At 41.1% G+C, this 19,007-nt stretch carries 17 protein-coding genes and 1 tRNA gene; 10 read left to right on the top strand and 8 right to left on the bottom strand.

What is annotated here, in order from left to right; all coding sequences use genetic code 11:
* The first annotated feature begins 449 nt into the window (after positions 1-449).
* Positions 450-3,209: a response regulator gene (locus tag PAT01_RS07915; RefSeq protein ID WP_138578411.1), complete on the top strand. Its 2,760-nt coding sequence runs from the start codon at positions 450-452 to the stop codon at positions 3,207-3,209.
* Between the two features lie 26 nt (positions 3,210-3,235).
* Here PAT01_RS07915 and PAT01_RS07910 read toward each other — a convergent pair whose 3' ends face one another.
* Both PAT01_RS07910 and zigA read right to left on the bottom strand, forming a co-directional pair.
* Positions 3,236-3,925 (bottom strand): DUF1826 domain-containing protein, encoded by a 690-nt coding sequence (locus PAT01_RS07910; RefSeq protein ID WP_154945300.1) that lies wholly within the window; start codon positions 3,923-3,925, stop codon positions 3,236-3,238.
* Positions 3,925-5,124 carry a zinc metallochaperone GTPase ZigA gene (gene zigA, locus PAT01_RS07905; RefSeq protein ID WP_154945299.1) on the bottom strand — a complete coding sequence of 400 codons (1,200 nt, stop codon included), beginning with the start codon at positions 5,122-5,124 and terminating at the stop codon, positions 3,925-3,927. Before zigA ends, PAT01_RS07910 begins: the two co-directional genes overlap by 1 nt.
* A gap of 216 nt (positions 5,125-5,340) precedes the next feature.
* On the opposite strand from zigA, the gene PAT01_RS07900 reads away from it, so the two are divergent.
* The 7 genes from PAT01_RS07900 (at position 5,341) to PAT01_RS07870 (ending at position 10,168) form a co-directional block, all read left to right on the top strand.
* Entirely contained in the window at positions 5,341-6,426 is a 1,086-nt protein-coding gene (locus PAT01_RS07900; protein WP_154945298.1) for an alkene reductase, read from the top strand.
* Between the two features lie 185 nt (positions 6,427-6,611).
* Entirely contained in the window at positions 6,612-7,694 is a 1,083-nt protein-coding gene (locus PAT01_RS07895) for an RDD family protein (RefSeq protein ID WP_154945297.1), read from the top strand.
* An 83-nt stretch (positions 7,695-7,777) separates the two neighbouring features.
* The gene (locus tag PAT01_RS07890) at positions 7,778-8,029 is read left to right on the top strand and encodes a type II toxin-antitoxin system Phd/YefM family antitoxin (RefSeq protein ID WP_004586953.1); all 252 of its coding nucleotides are present in this window, start codon (positions 7,778-7,780) and stop codon (positions 8,027-8,029) included.
* A complete protein-coding gene (locus PAT01_RS07885; RefSeq protein WP_064386099.1) occupies positions 8,019-8,309 on the top strand; it encodes a type II toxin-antitoxin system RelE family toxin in 291 nt (96 codons plus the stop codon). Before PAT01_RS07890 ends, PAT01_RS07885 begins: the two co-directional genes overlap by 11 nt.
* A gap of 82 nt (positions 8,310-8,391) precedes the next feature.
* Positions 8,392-9,243, top strand: a complete 852-nt coding sequence (locus PAT01_RS07880) for an alpha/beta hydrolase (protein ID WP_154945296.1) — start codon at positions 8,392-8,394, stop codon at positions 9,241-9,243.
* A gap of 87 nt (positions 9,244-9,330) precedes the next feature.
* Positions 9,331-9,780 carry an ATPase gene (locus tag PAT01_RS07875; RefSeq protein WP_154945295.1) on the top strand — a complete coding sequence of 150 codons (450 nt, stop codon included), beginning with the start codon at positions 9,331-9,333 and terminating at the stop codon, positions 9,778-9,780.
* 43 nt (positions 9,781-9,823) lie between these two features.
* The gene (locus PAT01_RS07870; protein ID WP_126007659.1) at positions 9,824-10,168 is read left to right on the top strand and encodes a 2OG-Fe(II) oxygenase; all 345 of its coding nucleotides are present in this window, start codon (positions 9,824-9,826) and stop codon (positions 10,166-10,168) included.
* Positions 10,169-10,256: 88 nt separating this feature from the next.
* Here the strand turns inward: PAT01_RS07870 and lnt are convergent, their stop codons facing one another.
* Genes lnt through miaB form a run of 5 tightly spaced genes read right to left on the bottom strand, consistent with a single transcriptional unit; the run spans position 10,257 to position 15,722 of the window.
* Entirely contained in the window at positions 10,257-11,807 is a 1,551-nt protein-coding gene (gene lnt, locus PAT01_RS07865) for an apolipoprotein N-acyltransferase (RefSeq protein ID WP_186807276.1), read from the bottom strand.
* Positions 11,788-12,672: a CNNM family magnesium/cobalt transport protein CorC gene (gene corC, locus PAT01_RS07860; RefSeq protein ID WP_004589463.1), complete on the bottom strand. Its 885-nt coding sequence runs from the start codon at positions 12,670-12,672 to the stop codon at positions 11,788-11,790. The genes lnt and corC overlap by 20 nt, the downstream gene beginning before the upstream one ends.
* Before the next feature lie 22 nt (positions 12,673-12,694).
* Entirely contained in the window at positions 12,695-13,153 is a 459-nt protein-coding gene (gene ybeY / locus PAT01_RS07855) for an rRNA maturation RNase YbeY (RefSeq protein ID WP_024033864.1), read from the bottom strand.
* A gap of 4 nt (positions 13,154-13,157) precedes the next feature.
* Positions 13,158-14,216 (bottom strand): PhoH family protein, encoded by a 1,059-nt coding sequence (locus PAT01_RS07850; RefSeq protein ID WP_154945293.1) that lies wholly within the window; start codon positions 14,214-14,216, stop codon positions 13,158-13,160.
* Positions 14,217-14,273: 57 nt separating this feature from the next.
* On the bottom strand, positions 14,274-15,722 hold the full coding sequence (gene miaB, locus PAT01_RS07845) for a tRNA (N6-isopentenyl adenosine(37)-C2)-methylthiotransferase MiaB (protein WP_029774570.1): 1,449 nt from the start codon (positions 15,720-15,722) through the stop codon (positions 14,274-14,276).
* 244 nt (positions 15,723-15,966) lie between these two features.
* On the opposite strand from miaB, the gene PAT01_RS07840 reads away from it, so the two are divergent.
* Both PAT01_RS07840 and PAT01_RS07835 read left to right on the top strand, forming a co-directional pair.
* Positions 15,967-17,148, top strand: coding sequence for an FAD-dependent monooxygenase (locus tag PAT01_RS07840; protein WP_186807277.1), 1,182 nt, complete (start codon positions 15,967-15,969; stop codon positions 17,146-17,148).
* A 156-nt stretch (positions 17,149-17,304) separates the two neighbouring features.
* Positions 17,305-18,894: a putative bifunctional diguanylate cyclase/phosphodiesterase gene (locus PAT01_RS07835; protein ID WP_154945291.1), complete on the top strand. Its 1,590-nt coding sequence runs from the start codon at positions 17,305-17,307 to the stop codon at positions 18,892-18,894.
* Positions 18,895-18,898: 4 nt separating this feature from the next.
* Here the strand turns inward: PAT01_RS07835 and PAT01_RS07830 are convergent.
* A tRNA-Gln gene (locus PAT01_RS07830) sits at positions 18,899-18,973 on the bottom strand.
* Positions 18,974-19,007: the final 34 nt, after the last annotated feature.

Here is a 19,007-nt window from a genome sequence, read left to right as displayed (position 1 = left end):
CTACCTCATTTTTACATTCACACTGTTTTTATTATTGTCGTTTACTGCACTAGCAGATGAAACATTCACTATTTATGTAAAAAATCAAATTACTTATTTAGCAACGCCAAAGCAAAACTCACATCTACTGAGCTTGGCAATAAATTACAGTCACTCAATGTTTCAACAGTAATACTTATTGTTGATTATTGCGCAGCTCCAGAAGCGTTAGCTAATGCCTATTTAGCAATCGCAAATGCTAAGCCTATGCTTAAGGATATTAAGTTAAATTTAAGCGGCAGTCATAAAAGAGTAAGTGTAAAAACACATAACACGCTTTTTGACAGGGGGTAATGTGTATCTGTTCCTGTTTTATTGCTGCTAGACAACCCTTGCCTTGTACGTAATAATGTAAAAATTACATTAATTTTAACATATAAAGTGTTAACAAAGTGCCCCAAGGTTGATTAATGCCGCAAAGAAGTAAGTGGACACTCGCTGTTTTATTAGGGTTATTAGGCGGGTTAGTAAATCTCTCGCCATTGTATTTTTTCGACAGCTCCGAATTTTTGTTTGGGCAATTGTTTGTTTTATGCAGCTTAGTATTTACTGGGCTGCGTTACGCGTGCCTAAGCCTTGCCATTGTTTCTGGTTTTTTACTTTATAGATGGGGCCATTGTTGGCCGAGTATTGTGTATTTACTCGAGCTTTGTTGGCTTTATGCTTTTTGCTTACGCCGCTCTAAACCTATTCTTCCTCTGGGTAGCGTATTTTGGCTATGTATTGGTTTACCCTTTGTATGGGTTATAGGCCAATTTGTTATTGGCTTGGCCTGGTTAACGCTAATAGTAGCGATATCAAAGTACTTAATTAACGCGCTAATAAGCTTGGCGGTGGTTGATTTAGTTAGTGTATTTGTACCTTACGCCAGCCGTGCGTATCAGGGGAGGCCACTGGCAAAAATTTTAAGCTATGTGGTTAGTGTCATTATTATTTTAGTGGTACTGCTAACCAGTGTAATTTTAGTAAACGATCATCATGCGCGCTTAGAGTATGAAGTAAACGCTCAACTAAAAGAAAAAGCCGAGTCTATTAGCACGCAATTAAATGATTATTTAGCATTTCATAAAAACGCCATTGTTATGAGTAGCGACGCAATAAGTGCGGGCACTGCAAGCGATGTGCAGCTCAAACGATTAATGTCGTTATTTCCAGGCTTTACCACCAGCTTGTATGCAAACCCAGATGGCTTTGTAGAGCTTAGCTCGCCCAGCGATTTAATAGAGGGGCTTAGCCTTGCGCAGCGTAGTGTTAAAGACCGAGCATATTTTACTCAAGCTCAGCAGTTCCCTCTGGGCTATACCAGTGGTGTGTTTCAAGGTCGCGGCCTAGGTAACGAAGCCATAGTGGCGCTGTCGGCACCTATATACCGTAACAATACGTTTTATGGTGTGGTAGAGGGCTCGTTAAAGTTAGACCGCTTAGAGCGCTTTATACCTAACTTATTTGAGTACACGGGCGATTTAGTGGTGCTAGATGCACAGCAAAAAGTGGTATTTAGCTCCCTTGATGAATTTAAAATACTGAGCCATTTTAACGGTGAGGGCTTTAATACCAGTAATTTAGGTGATAAAAACCTATTTCGTTCAACCAAAAACGAGGTGTACCACAGCTCTAGGTACATTGATCCACAAAACCACTGGCAAGTTATTACCTTTTATAATCGTAAGCATTTAAGTATGGCGGTGGCAAAAGCTTGGCTACCCACTATTTTGTTAAGTGCGCTATTGATGCTTATGGTGGTTATTTTTATACACCAACTTGCTAATTTATTAGTGCAGCCAATTACTAGCCTAACTACGCTAATGCAAAGCTTTGGTAAAACCAAAACACATAAGTTTAATACAGACTCAAGCTGGCATGAGGTATTGCAACTACAACAGCAATTTGAATTACTAGCTAATGCGCTTCAGCGTTCAATAGAAAACCTACAAGCCTCTAATATCAGAAACCAAGGGTTAAATACCCAGCTGAGCGAATTTAATCAGCAGCTAGAGGGCAAAGTAGCAGAACAAACCACAGAGCTTAAAAAAGCGGTAAATAGGGCTAATTTAGCCAATGTTGCTAAGTCGCAATTTTTAGCCAATATGAGCCACGAGCTACGCACCCCTATGAACGGTATTTTAGGCATGGGAGAGGTTTTATTGCGCGATAATTCATTAACCGATGAGCAGCGGGAGCTATTAAATACGCAGCAAAAAAGCGCACAAAATTTACTGAAAATTTTAAACGATATTTTAGATTTTTCTAAAATAGAAGCTAACGCCATGGAGATTAGCCCTAGGGCGACTAACCTTGCGCCGTTTATTGCCAATATAAAGTCGTTGTTTTCTCCCATTGTAAGTTCTGATCACGTCGAGTTTATTGTTAGTCAAAGCGACAGGCTGCCAGATTGCGTAAAAGTAGACGACCTACGTTTAAACCAAGTCATTATTAACTTGCTCTCTAATGCGTATAAGTTTACTGAGCGTGGTTTTGTGCGCTTATCGTTTGATTACGAAAACGAGCAACTTTTAATAAGCGTAGCCGATAGCGGCATTGGTATTGAAAAAGATCAGCAGTCGTTGTTATTTAGTGAGTTTACACAAGCAGATGTAGGTGTGGCACGTAAGTATGGTGGCACAGGGTTAGGTTTAGCAATTAGCCAAGGGTTAATTAAAAAAATGCAGGGTGAAATTACCCTCAACAGCGAACCAGGCAAAGGCAGCGTACTTAAATTTTACGTAAGTGCACCTAAAGCACAGTCCAACAAACCAGAGCCCGTTAAACAGCCGAAGTCGTTGCCTAATTTAAGCGATAAAACACTTTTACTGGTTGAAGATAACCCCATTAATCGCCAAGTAATTGCAAAAATGCTAGAGCCTACAAAGGTAAACTTAGTGATGGCAACCGATGGCATAGAAGCGCTAAAAGTACTTGAAGGTAATCGCTTTGATTTAATTTTAATGGATTGCCAAATGCCTAATATGGATGGCTACGAGTGCACCCAAACAATACGAGCTAACGAGGTAAACACAAAGGCACATGTGCCCATTGTTGCTATTACCGCAAACGCCTACGAAGATGATAAGCAGCGCTGTTTAAGTGTAGGCATGGATGACTTTGTATCTAAACCGGTAAATACACAAGGGTTGTACGAAGTAATCGCGAGGGTGATAAACTCCCATTAGTGCAGCGTTTATTACCACAACAAACTTTAAATAAAATCAAGGGTGAGCAACAAGCGTTGCTCGTTTGCAGCCACCGGTGGCGAGCGATGTACAAGCCCTGCGCCTTCGTTTTCATCCCAGTACTCACCTTTAAGCAGGGCAACATCCCCTTGATTTAGCTGATTAATATTATTTAGGCTTTTAAATAAGCCAGACTCTTCATCGGGCTTACCCAAATTACCAGTTCCAAGCTTTGAGCGGTCTACATCGCTGTGATTTAACCACTGCGTTGCAACGCCTTGGTAAGTTGTCACTAATCGGCACGGAATTTTGTCTACATGAAAACGCGGGCACATAGGTTTATCTAATATTTTTAGCCTTAAACCGGCGCGTTTTAAATCAAATAGGCAGCAAAACATTTCAACTAATAATGCTATGTCTTTACACAGCGCATCAGTTTCATCGCGGTTATTATCATCTGGTTTAAGTGCAGTAACTAACTTATCAAACGCATCATCGGGTGATACCGCAAGCTCAAGTGGTTTTATGGCATTAGTGCTAATGAGTGTATTAACGGCATTTGTTAATGCTTGTTCAAGGTCTCTTTGCCAAATAACGATGTTAGTGTTTTGGTCATAAATGTGTGGTAATACATTGGCGTTACTGTCTTTAGCTGCTCTTCGGTGGAGTTGTTCAGTGGGTTTTATTTGCGCCGTTATTGGAGCTAGGGCATTCATTACACTTCCTCCCAAATAGGAAACGGGTCGTTATAGGTTTTCCAAAAATCTTTACCTTTAAGCACGGCTTCTTCTGGTAGTAGGCAATCATCAAGCGCCTCAATCATGGCGTGTTTATTTAACGACTGACCAATAAATACAAGTTCTTGACGCATATCACCAAAGGGCTCTACCCATTTACTGTTTATATCAGCAAGTAGCTCGGGCTCTGTGGGCCAGTCTTTTTTAGGAATTGCTTTATAAAACATGCCAGCAAACCCGTAATGAGCTATACCGCCGGCTTGGCTCCACTGCGCGCAAAATAAAGGGCGCGTTGCGAGCCAAAAATACCCTTTAGAGCGAATGAGCTTGCCAAATTGCTCGGTGTTGTGCAAAAAGTGATAAAACTTCTCAGGGTTAAATGGGCGGCGCGCTGTATAATTAAAGCTGCTAATACCATACTCTTCGGTCTCGGGGATGTGTTCACCACGCATTTCTTTAAGCCAACCCGGCGCTTGTTGGGCGCGTGCAAAATTAAATAAGCCCGTATTGAGCACTTCGTTAATATTAATATTGCCGTTTGATATAGGAATCAATTTAGCTTGAGTATTAAGCGTATTTAAAATGGCAATAAGCTTATTGAGCTGTTCATTGGTGGCTAAATCAGTTTTGCTAATTAAAATAACGTCGGCAAATTCAACTTGATCAACAAGTAGGTCAGCCACGCTTCGCTCGTCGTCTTCTCCTAACGATTCGCCAGTATCTTGTAAATCGTTTGCTTGTTCGTAGTCGGTTAAAAAGTTAACCGCATCAACCACGGTTACCATGGTATCGAGGGTGGCAACATCACCAAGAGAAATACCGCTTTCGTCGGCGAAGGTAAATGTTTCGGCAACCGGTAGAGGCTCTGAAATACCTGTTGATTCAATGACGAGATAATCAAAACGGCCATCTTTGGCAAGTTTACCCACCTCAACAAGTAAATCTTCTCGTAGGGTGCAGCAAATACAGCCGTTGCTCATTTCGACGAGTTTTTCGTTGCTGTGATTGAGCGACACATCGTTTTTAATTGTGGCTGCATCTATGTTTATGTCGCTCATATCGTTGACAATAACAGCCACTATTTTTCCTTGTCGGTTATTAAGAATATGGCTAAGTACGGTTGTTTTACCAGCGCCTAAAAAGCCTGATAACACTGTGACGGGCAGTTTATTTATCATTTAATTTTACTTACTAATAGGCATTTATTGGTATGTTATATTGTATCAATTAAATTTTCTAGCATTAGCATGACTTTTTAAATGGTTTGTATGTAATGCTCAGCAGAAGAATAAGTAGACACTTTTGCAAATACAACAAAGCTATTTTGTGTTTTTTGCTATTTTTGAATTTATATAGCTGAGCTATTATGAGCGCCATCAAACTTAGGAGGCATTATGACGTTACTTTTCTCACCCATAGAACTTGCAGGTAAAACTTTAAAAAACCGTATTGTTATGCCACCAATGACTCGCTCGCGCTCAACGCAGCCTGGCGACATTGCCAATGATTTAATGGCCACTTATTATGCGCAGCGAGCAAGTGCTGGGTTAATAGTAAGCGAAGGCACACAAATAAGTGAGCTGGGTAAAGGCTATGCCTGGACACCAGGTATTTACACAAACGAGCAAGTAGCAGGTTGGCGCACGGTAACCAACAAAGTGCATGAAGCTGGTGGCGTTATGTTTGCGCAGCTTTGGCATGTAGGGCGCGTAACTCACAGCGATAACACAGGCGGTGTGCAGCCTATATCGGCATCGGCCATTGCTGCAAAAGACGTAAAAGTATTTGTAGATACTAACGGCGAGCCTGGCTTTGTTGAGACTCAGTTACCGCGTGAAATGAGCAAGCAAGATATTGAAAATGTACTAGGCGAATTTCGCCAAGCGGCTAAAAATGCACTAGACGCGGGCTTTGATGGCATAGAGCTACACGCTGCTAACGGGTATTTAATTAACCAATTTTTAGACTCGCAATCAAATGCCCGTACTGATGAATATGGCGGTAGTGTGCAAAATCGTTTGCGTTTTTTAACAGAGGTTGTAAATGCAGTAAGCGATGAAATTGGTAGTCAAAAAGTAGGTGTAAGGCTTGCACCCCTTACCACGCTTAACGGCACGGTTGATGATAACCCAGAGCAAACATATTTAGCCGTTGCTCAAGCACTAAACGACGCTGGCGTGGGCTACATGCACATTGCTGAAGCCGACTGGGATGATGCCCCTTTAATGAGTGTTGAGTTTAAACAGGCTATTCGTAAAGCGTACAGCGGCGTATTAATTTATGCAGGTAAGTACACTAAAGAACGTGCCGATGAAGCCCTAGCACAAGGCTGGGCCGACATGATTGGCTTTGGTCGCCCGTTTGTGTCTAACCCAGATTTACCGGCACGTTTAAAGCAAGGTAAACCGCTAAATAGCCACAACCCCGATACCTTATTTGGTGGCGCAGAGCAAGGCTATACCGATTACCCAACCGCTTAATTATTATAAATAAAGTATTTTAAGGGCTGCATGTATACAGCCCTTTATTTATGCTAGTAAATCAATAGCTTTAACTTGAGCTAATACCAATTCGCAAAATAGATCACTTAATTAAGCGGATTGATATAAAAATAAAAAGCGCGTAAGTTAAATAGCTTACCCATTTTAAAAACATAAAAATAAAAATGAAAACCAAAGAGATAGAGCAACTCGCGTTATCAGACTCTGAAACCAAAGACGTGATCACCCCGTATGCCTTTAAAATTGACCAAGCGTTATTAGGTATTCCATTAGCGAGCCCAATTAAACGTGCAATGGCGATGACTATTGATGTCACTCTAATATTTATGGCCGCTAAGCTAAGCGCCACTTTAATTGCCTTTGTGGCTGCCATGGCTTTTTATAAAGGCACTGCGCAGCAATATCTTCCAAAAATGTCGTCGTTTTGGCGCAGAGCCTTAAAGCTTTTTGCCGCGAGCTTTTTATTTGTAAGTTCATTAACCGTACTCTCGTTAGCAATTGATTTTTTTGAAGGCGATACCGCTATTCAAACACCTCAACTAGAAAAAACACATCAAAACGATGAGCTAAGCGAGCATGATAAAGCAATAATACGCACCTATTTAACGCAAACAGACGACGATAAAAACTGCGATGATGCTTGCCAAAGCGTTGCTCGAGCTAATTTAGTTGACCAATTACCAGCGCTTGCTGAAATGCAAAACGTAGGAGGGATTGAAGTTACGCGCACATTATTGCACTTAATGGCCATATCTGATGATGAGCCCGTTGCGGCAGATGATTTTAAAAATAATGAGACAGAGCTTGAAAGCATTTCGGGCGAAGTAACTCATAAAAGCAATATCACTGAAAAACCTGAAACTAAAAGCGAGCAAACCAAACCTGTCACCAGCATTTTGCAGTGGGGTAAAGGCATTATTCAAGACCTAGGCCTTGGTTTTGGTTGGGCAGCGGTATACTTTACGTTGTTCTCGTTATTATGGCGCGGACAAACCCCAGGTAAAAAAGTATGTAATATTCGGGTGGTCTCACTAAATGGCGAGCCACTAGGTATGCTTGATTGTTTTGGCAGATACGGTGGATACGGCGCCGGTTTTGCAACAGGTTTATTAGGCTTCTTACAAGTGTACTGGGACCCAAACAGGCAAGCTATTCAAGATAAAATATCAGCGACAGTGGTTATCCAAGGCAGTGTGAATCAAGTTGTAAATGCTCAAACGGTAGAAGAGAATTTAAAAACTACTTAGAAAATAAGCAATTATAAAATATATAGCTTTAGATAAAAAAAGGGCTAAAATAAGGTCTTAATTTAGTTCTTTATAGGTGTTATATGAGACAGGTTTTAGCTGATTGTTCGGCAAGTATTTCAGAACTTAAAAAAAACCCAACCGCGCTTTTAAATGAAGCTGATGGCGCTGCAATAGCCATATTAAATCATAATAAGCCTGCAGCTTACTTGGTGCCTGCACAAATGTATGAGCAACTTATGGAACAATTGGATGATTATGAACTAACTAAAGTTGTTGAGAGCCGCAGAGGCGATTTATCTCAAGCGGTTGAAGTTAGTATAGATGACTTATAAGTTAAAGTTTTTACCAGCAGCCTTAAAAGAGTGGGAAAAACTTGCGCCACCACTTAAAAGCCAGTTTAAAAAGAAACTTGCTGAGCGCTTAGATAATCCGCATGTCCCAGCCTCTAAATTACGCGGCTTTGATAATGTTTATAAAATAAAATTGCGTACGGCAGGGTACCGCCTTGCTTACGAAGTTATTGATGACGAAGTTGTGGTGTATGTACTCGCAATTGGTAAACGCGATAAAGATGCAATATATAAAAAGTTAGCCTCAAGAGCTAAGGAATAGCTTATCAATAAAAGCGGTGTTTTGATTGTTGAAAGAAGGGTGTTTCTTCTTGGTTTGCTATTAATTTAATACAAGGATATGTATGAAAGTCTTATCAATAATATTTTTATCTTTATTTTTTACAATAAATGTAAATGCCTCAGAGCCTATTACTTTAGCCAAAACCTATCAGCTTAAGTCTGTTATTTTAAATGAACAACGCAGTTTTAGCGTTTATTTACCGCCAAGCTACAATGAAAACCCCAATCAGTCATACCCAGTTATTTATTTGCTCGATGGTGACCAAACACATCTAAAAGCTGTCGCTGGGCTAGTCGAGGCACTTAGTACTCAGCGGCTTGAGCAGCAAATACAACAAGCAATTATAGTAGCCATTCCTAATAGTCAAAATGCGATAAGAGAGCGGGATTTTACCCCAACCAATGTTGATTGGACATTTAACGGTGAGCTTCTTGAAAAGTTTGAAAATATTGGCAACGCCGCAAATTACAGTGCCTTTTTTGAAAAAGAACTTATTCCTCTCATTAATAAAAATTACCGAACATCAACTAAACGCGTATTAATAGGTGAGTCCTTCGGTGGCTTGTTTGCCAGTTATGTATTACTTAGCAACCATGCGCTATTTACAGATTACTTAATAATTGATGCAACCTACCTGTGGGATAATAACTACCTAAACCATTATTTTGATGAGAAACAACTTATAAATAAGCCGCTTAATGGCAATGTATATTTTACCTTTGCAAATAATGACGAAGCGTTTGGCGAAATTGGTAAAGCAAATTATCAATGGGGTGTAGCGTTTGCTAATAAGTTAAAAGCGCACCCAAGCAATAATTTAATTATTAATCAACGTTACTTTAAAGATGAAACTCATGGCACAGTCGCTGCGCTTAGTTGGTATTATGGGTTAAAAAGCTTATTAAAAAGGTAAACCTTAACTTATAAACTTGGTAAGAAAAAAGAGTTGCTTTGGGTATATTATTTACTAAATTCAGTGGGAAAATTAAAAGGGAATTAAATGAGTAATAGTTTTAATGAGGTTATAAAGGGTTTTTTTTGGGGAGCAGGGTTTGTAATAGCAACTCTAGGTGGCATCAGTGTATACGCGCTCACAATAGCTGCTGAGGTGGAGAGTGGATTTAAAGAGCAGGTTTCTAATAAAACATTAGATAGCACGTCTGATTTAAGTAATGATTACAAACTTACCCTTTCTGATATTTTTAAAGAAAATGGGCGCGTAAGAATAACTGCAGAGCTAAAAAATATAACCAACGAAAGTATATATGCTGGTGGAGTTATTGCTTCTACATTTGATAAGAACGGCAAGTTTGTTGGTAATTGTTTAGGTAAAAGCGATGACACATTTATAGAACCAAATAAGAGTAGCTATATTGATATTCACTGTAATCTACTAAGACCGCAGGCGAGCAGAGTACACTCTGCCAAACTGAAATTTAAGTGGTTTTGATATTCTTTCTAAGGGATTTTCAGAACAAGTGAAAGTGTAGTGTATGGCAAATAAATTATTTAGTTGGCAACGTGGGCGACAAAAGTCGGGTTACGATAAAATGTTATTGTGCTACATGCTTTTCCCTTTTAAATTGGATGCATACTTAATTAAATTCCCGCAGGGCAGTGAAATAAAGCCGCATACCGATGAAGTTAAAACTGGCAGGCACTTTAGGCTTAATGTTGTATTGAAGCATGCCGCTAGGGGTGGTGAGTTTATGTGTGAAAACCCGATTATAAATTACAGTCGAATTAAACTTTTCAGACCCGATATTGAGCGGCATCAAGTATTAAAAATAGAGCAAGGTACTCGCTATATTTTAAGCATAGGTTGGATCAAAAAGTAATTATTGTAGGTTGGGTGGAGCGAAGCGAAACCCAACAAAAAACACCTTTCTTTTTAATAGCTGTTTTTACACAGCTATCAACTTCCATTCACTTTCTAAACCTAACCCCAAATCCACCAACTCCCAGCAACAACACAAATCCCCATACAAACACATTGCCGTATTGGCTGTACACGCTGTCGCCTTGTATAAGTTTTATATCGGCTTTCATAGTCGCAGCTTCAAACTGTGGCATGGTTTGTTGTGTGTGGCTTATTGGGTCGTATACGGCGCTTACGCCATTGTTGGTAACGCGTACCAGTGGGCGTTGTAACTCTAATGCGCGCATACGGGCTATTTGCATGTGTTGCAATGGCCCAATGGAATCGCCAAACCAGGCATCGTTACTTACGGTAAACAGCAAGTCAGAGTTGCTTTGGTAATTACCGCGCACTAAATCGGCAAATACTATTTCGTAGCAAATCGCAGGTAGCAGATTAAATCCATTGGCGCGTAAGTTGTTTTGCACTCTATCGCCACGCGTAAACGATGACATAGGTAAATCAAACAATGGCGCTATAGGGCGCAGTATATCCTGAAATGGTACAAATTCGCCGATAGGTAACAACTGGTGCTTACGGTAGCGGTTTTTGTCTAGGTAGCGATAATGGCCGTGCTCGTCGTTGTGCTCTTTATTACCTACCACAATAAGGGTGTTGTAAATGGTTTTGGTGTCGAGCTGGTAGTCAACAATACCGGTGACTAATGCGGTTTTATTAAACGAGGCCGCGCTGTCTAAATTGGCTAAGTACGTGTCGGCAAGGGCTTCTATTTCGGGCACTGCGGCTTCGGGCCATACCACTAGGTCGGCATCCCAATGTGGGCGTGTTAGGTCTTGGTACTTGCTCATGGTGGTCCAAAACTCACTGGGTTCAAAGCGCAGGTGTTGTTTAATATTACCTTGTACCAATAAGGTCGACATTTCTTTACCTGAGTAGTGATTATTACCGGTATTTAATGCGCCAATAACAAGTAACGCTAAAGCGGCTGCGCTTATTAATGGGGTTTTAAAATCTTTTTGGGTGAGCCTGTAAAGGGCAAAACCAATGGCAATACAGGTAAGCGTTAAGCCAAATTCGCCAATATAAGGGGCAAGCAGCCTAAGCGGGCCATCTGTTTGTGTATAGCCAAAACTTAGCCACGGAAAGCCGGTCAGTAAGTGTCCACGTAAGTATTCACTAATGGCTATGGTGGCAATTAGAAGTGCCCCCATGCTTTTAGGGCCACTTGCAAAGCGAGTTGCAGCCCAAAACGCCAGCGCCGGAAACAGGGCTAAATATGAGCACAGTAAAGCCATTAACGAGAGCGATGCTATAAGCGGCATGCCGCCAAAGGTGGCAATAGATACATGCACCCAGCTAATACCCGCGCCAAACCAACCTAAGCCAAATATAAAGCCATATTTAGCAGCGCTTTTTGCGTGCGTTTTACCTGTGTTGTTTGGGTTAATACAAAAAATAATGGCGGCAATGCTAAAAAATGCGATGGGCCAAATTTGGTAAGGGGCGTAGCCAAAAGTTAAAATAAGGCCCGCAACCAGTGCGAGCCATGCTTTTTTATCTTTTACTAACAGGGTGAGTTTAGTTAGTAGTTTCTTCACTGTCGTTTTCATCAACCTTAGGAACGGTGACTTGCAGTTGTAAAATACGACGGTTATCAGAATTAGTTACTTTAAACTGATAGTCGTCTATTTCAATTGTTTCGCCGCGACTTGGCATATGGCCAAATGCGTGTAGTACCGTGCCGCCAATGGTATCGGCTTCATCGGTGCTGTAACCTGTTTTAAAGTACTCGTTAAAGTCATCTACAGGGGTGAGCGCTTGTACTACGTATACATGCTTAGCAAGTTGGCGAATATCTTGTTGATCTTCTTCTTCGTCGTGTTCATCTTCGATTTCGCCGACAATTATTTCAAGAATATCTTCAATGGTGACAAGGCCCGATACACCGCCGTATTCGTCAATGACAATAGCCATGTGGTAGCGTTGCTGACGAAATTCATTTAGTAGGGTGTCTACGCGCTTGCTTTCTGGCACTACCATGGCTGGGCGTAAATATTCGCGCAGTGAGGGTAGGTGCTCATCTTTATTTAAAATAAGCGGCAGCAAGTCTTTTGCGAGCAAAATACCTTCAACGTGGTCTTTGTCTTCACACACCACCGGAAAACGCGAGTGGGTGGAGTCGACCATCATGGGGATCAAATCTTCAAGGGGGCTGTCGACCTCAAGTGTGACCATTTGTGAGCGCGGGATCATTATATCGCGCACTTTAAGCTTGGATACACCAAGCACACCTTCGATCATTTCTTTGGTTTCTGGGTCGATTACGTCACGCTCTTGCGCGTCGGCAATTACTTCAACCAGCTCTTCTCTATTCTGGGGTTCCCCTTGCAACATTTGGGCTATGCGGCCCATCCACGTTTTGCCAGAAGAACCCTGGCTAGATTGCGAGTTATCGTCGCTCATTGCGTCTAAATGCTCCGTTAAATTAAATTTCGTCCCGGTATGGGTCAGCTATGTTTAGCTCTGCAAGTAATTGCTTTTCTATGCTTTCCATCTCAAAAGCGTCTTCACTCTTTATATGGTCAAATCCAAGTAAATGCAAGCATCCATGAATAACCATATGGGCAAAGTGGTCATGAAATGACTTTTCTTGCTCGATTGCTTCGGCCAGTACAATGGCTGGGCAAATTATTAAATCACCTACTAATGGCAAATCAATGCCTGGCGGTGCTTCAAATTCGAATGACAACACGTTGGTTGGTTTATTTTTACCACGGTAGTCGTTGTTTAATTGTTGTGATTGGGCTTCATCGCTGATAACGATGCTCAGCTCAGACTCATCACGAAACTTGCTCAGGGCTTTATCGGCCCACAGTGCAAATTGTTCTTCGCTTGGGAGGTTGTCAAACTCACACGCTATTTGTAAATCTAATTCGGTGCTCACGGTATTACTCTTTAGTAGAAGGCGGCTGTTGAGCGGCAAGTTGCTCTTTGGCTTTTTGTTTTTCTATCCGCTTTAGTCGCTCGCTTTCGTCATTGCGCTCGTAGGCTTCGACAATACGGCCAACAACAGGGTGGCGAACAATGTCGTGCGATTGGAAAAAGTTAAAGCTAATTTCTTCAACATCGCTAAGTACTTCTATTGCATGACGAAGGCCTGAGCGCGCACCGCGTGGTAAATCAACTTGTGTTATATCGCCCGTTATTACTGCTTTAGAGTTAAAGCCTATACGGGTTAAAAACATTTTCATTTGCTCGGCGGTGGTATTTTGGCTTTCATCTAAAATAATAAACGCATCATTTAGTGTACGGCCACGCATGTAAGCAAGTGGGGCAATTTCAATAATGTGTTTTTCAATAAGTTTTTCTACTTTTTCAAAGCCAAGCATTTCAAATAGCGCATCGTAAAGAGGGCGCAGGTATGGGTCTACCTTTTGGCTTAAATCGCCTGGTAAAAAACCCAGTTTTTCGCCGGCTTCTACCGCTGGGCGGGTAAGTAATATACGACGTATTTCTTGGCGCTCTAGAGCATCTACTGCGGCTGCAACTGCTAGGTAGGTTTTACCTGTACCGGCAGGGCCAATCCCAAAGGTAATGTCGTGATGCAAAATATTAGCAACATACAAACCTTGGTTGTCGTTACGCGGTTTAATTACGCCACGGCGGGTTTTAATAAACATGTCTTTGCCGTACGCACTTTGCGGCACTTCTTGTTCTAGGGCTTTTGATTCGGTAATGGCTAAATGTACGTTGTCGGGCTCTATTTCACCAATTTCGCCACGAACAGGTTGAGTATCAACATAAAGGTTTTTTAAAATTTCTACGGCCGCGGCACTTGAGTGCAGTTTACCTGTTACTTTAAAAAAGTTGTCGCGGTGGATTATTTCAACACCTAGGCGGCGTTCAATTTGTTTGATGTTTTCGTCAAACGGGCCACATAAAGAAGAAAGGCGTTTGTTGTCGGCAGGTTCTAAATAAATCTCTAATGTTTTTAACTGATTACTCAAAATTACTTCCTATTCGGGTGCGCCAGTAAGGGTTACTGGCGCAATGAATTTATACAACTACGGTACGAAAGTAGCTACGCCAATTTCGTTGGTTGTATCGATTTTTGGCTCAACGCTTGCAGCTTTTGTTAAAATAGCTGAAGGAGCAATATCACGACGTAAGTTCATTTCTGATTCTGTACGAATTAAATCGCCACGTAAAGAGTTTGGTAACGCTTCGGTAATACGTACGTCAACAAACTGGCCGATCACTGTGTGTGGGCCAACAAAGTTAACTACACGGTTGTTTTCGGTGCGGCCACGTAATTCCATTGGGTTCTTTTTAGAAGGCCCCTCAACTAAAATACGTTGCTCTGTATCAAACATTTGGCGGCTAATTTGTTGTGCCATTTGTGTAATACGGTTTTGTAGTAGGTATAAGCGCTCTTTTTTCTCTTGCTCTGATACGTCATCAGGTAAGTCGGCGGCAGGCGTACCTGGACGCGCACTGTAAATAAAGCTAAAGCTCATATCAAAGCCAATGTCGTTAATCAGGTTCATCGTGGCTTCAAAGTCTGTTTTGCTTTCACCTGGGAAACCAATAATGAAGTCTGACGACATGCTTAAGTTAGGGCGAATTTTACGCAGCTTACGTATTGTTGATTTGTACTCAAGCGCTGTATGGCCGCGTTTCATTAAATTAAGAATACGGTCTGAACCACTTTGCACTGGTAGGTGTAAGTGATCAACAAGTTCTGGTACATCAGCGTACGCATCAATAATATCTGGCGTAAACTCTACCGGGTGCGAGGTGGTGTAACGAATACGGTCAATGCCATCAATCGCTGCTACATAACGGATTAAATCTGAGAAGTAACAAATTTCGCCATCGTGTGTTTCACCGCGGTATGCGTTTACGTTTTGACCCAGCAGGTTTACTTCACGTACGCCTTGCTCAGCAAGTTGCGCAACTTCTAATAATACGTCATCTAATGGGCGGCTAACTTCTTCACCACGGGTGTAAGGTACAACACAAAAAGTACAGTACTTAGAACAACCTTCCATTATTGATACAAATGCAGACGGGCCTTCTGCTTTTGGCTCTGGTAATCGGTCAAACTTTTCAATTTCTGGGAACGAAATATCAACCACCGATGAGCCTTTGTCGCCTTGCACTTGTTTAATCATTTCTGGTAAACGGTGCAATGTTTGTGGGCCAAAAATAACATCAACAAACGGTGCGCGCTGGCGAATAGAGTCACCTTCTTGTGAGGCAACACAACCACCTACACCAATAATTAAATCTGGCTTGTCGTCTTTTAATAACTTCCAGCGACCTAATTGGTGAAATACTTTTTCTTGCGCTTTTTCACGAATTGAACAGGTGTTAAGTAAAATAACGTCGGCGTCTGCTGCTTCTTCCGTTAGCTGGTAGCCGTTGGTTGCATCTAAAAGATCAGCCATCTTCTGAGAGTCGTACTCGTTCATCTGACAACCCCAAGTTTTGATATGCAGCTTTTTGCTCATTGAAATATAGCCTCGTGTTCAATTCGGTAGTGGCACAAAAATGTGCTTAAAACGGGATTAAGGAGCAAGGTTGCTCACTTAAAGGACGCGTATTTTAGCTGGATACCCGCCCAGATCCAAGTATAGTTTTCATGTTTGTGATCTCAAATCAATACACAGGCAGTTTAATAGCGTGATAGTTATATACTCTCGCACTAATGCGGCGAGTTACGGTACAATCAAAACAGTTTCACGTATTAACCAAATGATGAAAAACATGACTCAAAACAAAGTGATTGTTGTAGGCGCAGGGATGGTCGGTGCGGCCATGGCCATAAAGCTTGCACAGCAAGGAAAATCAGTACAAATAATAGAAAAAAAACTGATTAACGCCGACGCCATTTTAGCAAGTGATCAGGTAGATATACGGGTATCGGCTATTAACCGTTTTTCAGAAAACCTGCTGGACGAGCTAGGGGCTATGCCTATTTTAAGGCAAAATCGATTAGCACCTTACACGCAGTTAGAAGCATTTGAGCGCGGTGGCGACAACCTATTATTTGATTGCGCCGATATTAATACTTCGCATTTAGGTCATTTAATTGAAAACAATTTAATACAAGCAAGCCTTTGGCAGCAGTTTGCACATTATAATATTGAGGTTATTGAACAATCAGCACCTTTAAGCGCTATTGAGCAAGACATAACGTCAATCACCCTCATTTATGGTGATACCCGTTACACTGCTGATTTAGTTATTGCTGCCGACGGCGGGCAATCGCAGCTACGTGCCAGGGCAAATATTGGTGTAACAGGGTGGCAGTATCAGCAGCACTGCATGGGCGTACTAATAAAGCTAGATGCGCCGCAGCAAGTAAAAACGTGGCAACAATTTACCCCTACAGGCCCGTTAGCCTTTTTACCTATGCAGGCGCCATATGCTAATTTAATTTGGTACGACAGTGCCAATATCTTACAAAACTTTAAAGGGTTAACGGCTGAGCAAATTAAAGCGCATGTTTTAAATAAGTTTCCGCTTCTTGCAGGGGATTTTGATGTGCAAAGCCATGCGGTATTTCCGCTTACTCGTCAGCATGCAAATAATTACTCTAATGGGCGTTTGGTGTTAGTGGGCGATGCGGCGCACACAATTAACCCACTGGCTGGGCAGGGCGTTAATTTAGGTTTTCAAGATGTGGTAGCACTCGCACAGGTGCTTGAAGACGCTGATGATATTGGTTGTCCGCTAAAACTAAAAGAATACGAGCGAAGCCGCCGTAAAGCCAACCTATTAATGATGAGCATGATGGATGCGTGTTACTTTGGTTTTTCTAATCAAATTACGCCACTAAAATGGGCACGCAGCCAGTTTTTAAAAATGGCTAACAATACCGGTCCTTTAAAAAACTGGGTATTAAAATACGCCATTAGTGGGGAGCTTAATTAAATCTACTTAAGTGATTGGCTAAATTAATAAATGCACAGCCAGTCACTCCCTTTCTTATGCCACTTGGGCAACTGCATAGTTGTCACTATTAATTTATTCCGTTATTGCGTTTTTTTGCCATACTCAAACTACTAACCAATTAAAAGTTGTGTGTTTGTGGATAATTTTTTTATTTTTATACTCATTGTTGGCGCTTTGCTACTAACGCTGAGCATTGTGCCAACAATAAAAATTTGTAAAAAAACTAACCGTGTTTCGTGGATTTTGCTACTGGCGCTTATTTTTAGCTTTATAGTGGGTTATTGGTATGTACTTTATTATTTTGTAAATAACGATATTGCCGGATTTATTGCTATGAGCGTATCGCTAATTTTATTTGGCGGGGGCGCTTTTGTTTATTTAGTTATTCAGCTTAGTTATAAAAGTATTTTAAAAATAGACCGCTTTGCAAAACGTCAACGAACCCTTGCCGAAAACGACAGCTTAACTGGCCTCCCTAATCGAAAAAAGTTTTTTCAGGTGCTTAACAAACAAGTTAAGTACGAGCCTTCGTTTTATTTAATGCTTATAGATTTAAACCGCTTTAAATCGATTAATGACTCATACGGCAATAAAGTAGGGGATATGCTGTTAAGCATTTTTTCAAAAACTCTCAGCCATAATATTGTGGGAATAGCCAAGCTGTACCGTTTAGGCGGCGATGAATTTGCACTTATTGTTGATAACTCAGCCAATGAGGCAATTAATTTATGTATTGCAGCAATAAAAAAATCAACCAAACACCCATTTCATATTTACGAGCATAGCTTACGTGTACACGTGACTGTGGGAATAACAACCTTTGCGAATCACTCGTCGCACGCTAATGAGCTATTAAAGCAAGCAGACTTAGCACTGCATGAGGCTAAAGACACACAGCAACTGTATGTACATTACTTTGAGGCGCTGAGCACCCGAGCAAATGAGCTTTCAAATATGACCTCACGTATTAAGCACGCCATTAAAAACCACGAATTTGAGCTTTATTTACAGCCTATTTTTGATGCCAGAGCCGATGAAGTACATGGAGCAGAGGCGTTAATACGCTGGCCGCAAAGTGATGGCTCTTTTATTAGCCCTGAGGTATTTATTGGCATTGCCGAGCAAAGTGGGTTGATATTAAATATTTCTAAATGGGTGCTACTAGAAACAATAAAGCATTTAAAGGTGTTAAAAGCAGCTGGGTTTATAGGTTCGTTGCATGTAAACCTTTCTACTAAAGATTTAGAAAGCCCGGAATTTTATGAGTTTGTTGAAGAACTAGTAAAGCATGACCCAACGTTAAGCGACGCAATTATTTTTGAAATAACCGAATGCGCCATGATGACAAACCTAGAAGCCGCCCGCACTATGATGCAAAAACTAAATAGCAGAGGGTTTGAATTTAGTGTAGATGATTTTGGTACGGGTTTTTCTTCTTTGGTATTACTGCGAGAATTACCTATAAGCCAAATAAAAATAGATCAGTCATTTACAAAAGACATGCTGACTCAAATAGCAGATTACGCGATTGTTGAATCGACATTGTTTTTAGCGACGCGACTTAATTGTAAAGTGGTGGCAGAGGGAATAGAAGATAACGATCTTAAACAAACATTAACGCTAATGGATTGTGATTATTTGCAAGGGTATTATTTTAGCAAGCCAGTAAACATTAATGAGTTTATACACAAATATACTAATGAGGAAGAGTACAGGATAATATAGAAATTGGCTGGGATACCAGGATTTGAACCTGGGAATGCCAGGATCAAAACCTGGTGCCTTACCGCTTGGCGATATCCCAACGCTAAATTTGGAATAGTTTTAGTTCTAGATAA

Source organism: Pseudoalteromonas atlantica, from assembly GCA_007988745.1.
GTDB lineage: Bacteria > Pseudomonadota > Gammaproteobacteria > Enterobacterales > Alteromonadaceae > Pseudoalteromonas > Pseudoalteromonas atlantica.
Note: the sequence above shows the minus strand (reverse complement) of the source record. Positions and strands in the feature narration are given on the sequence as shown.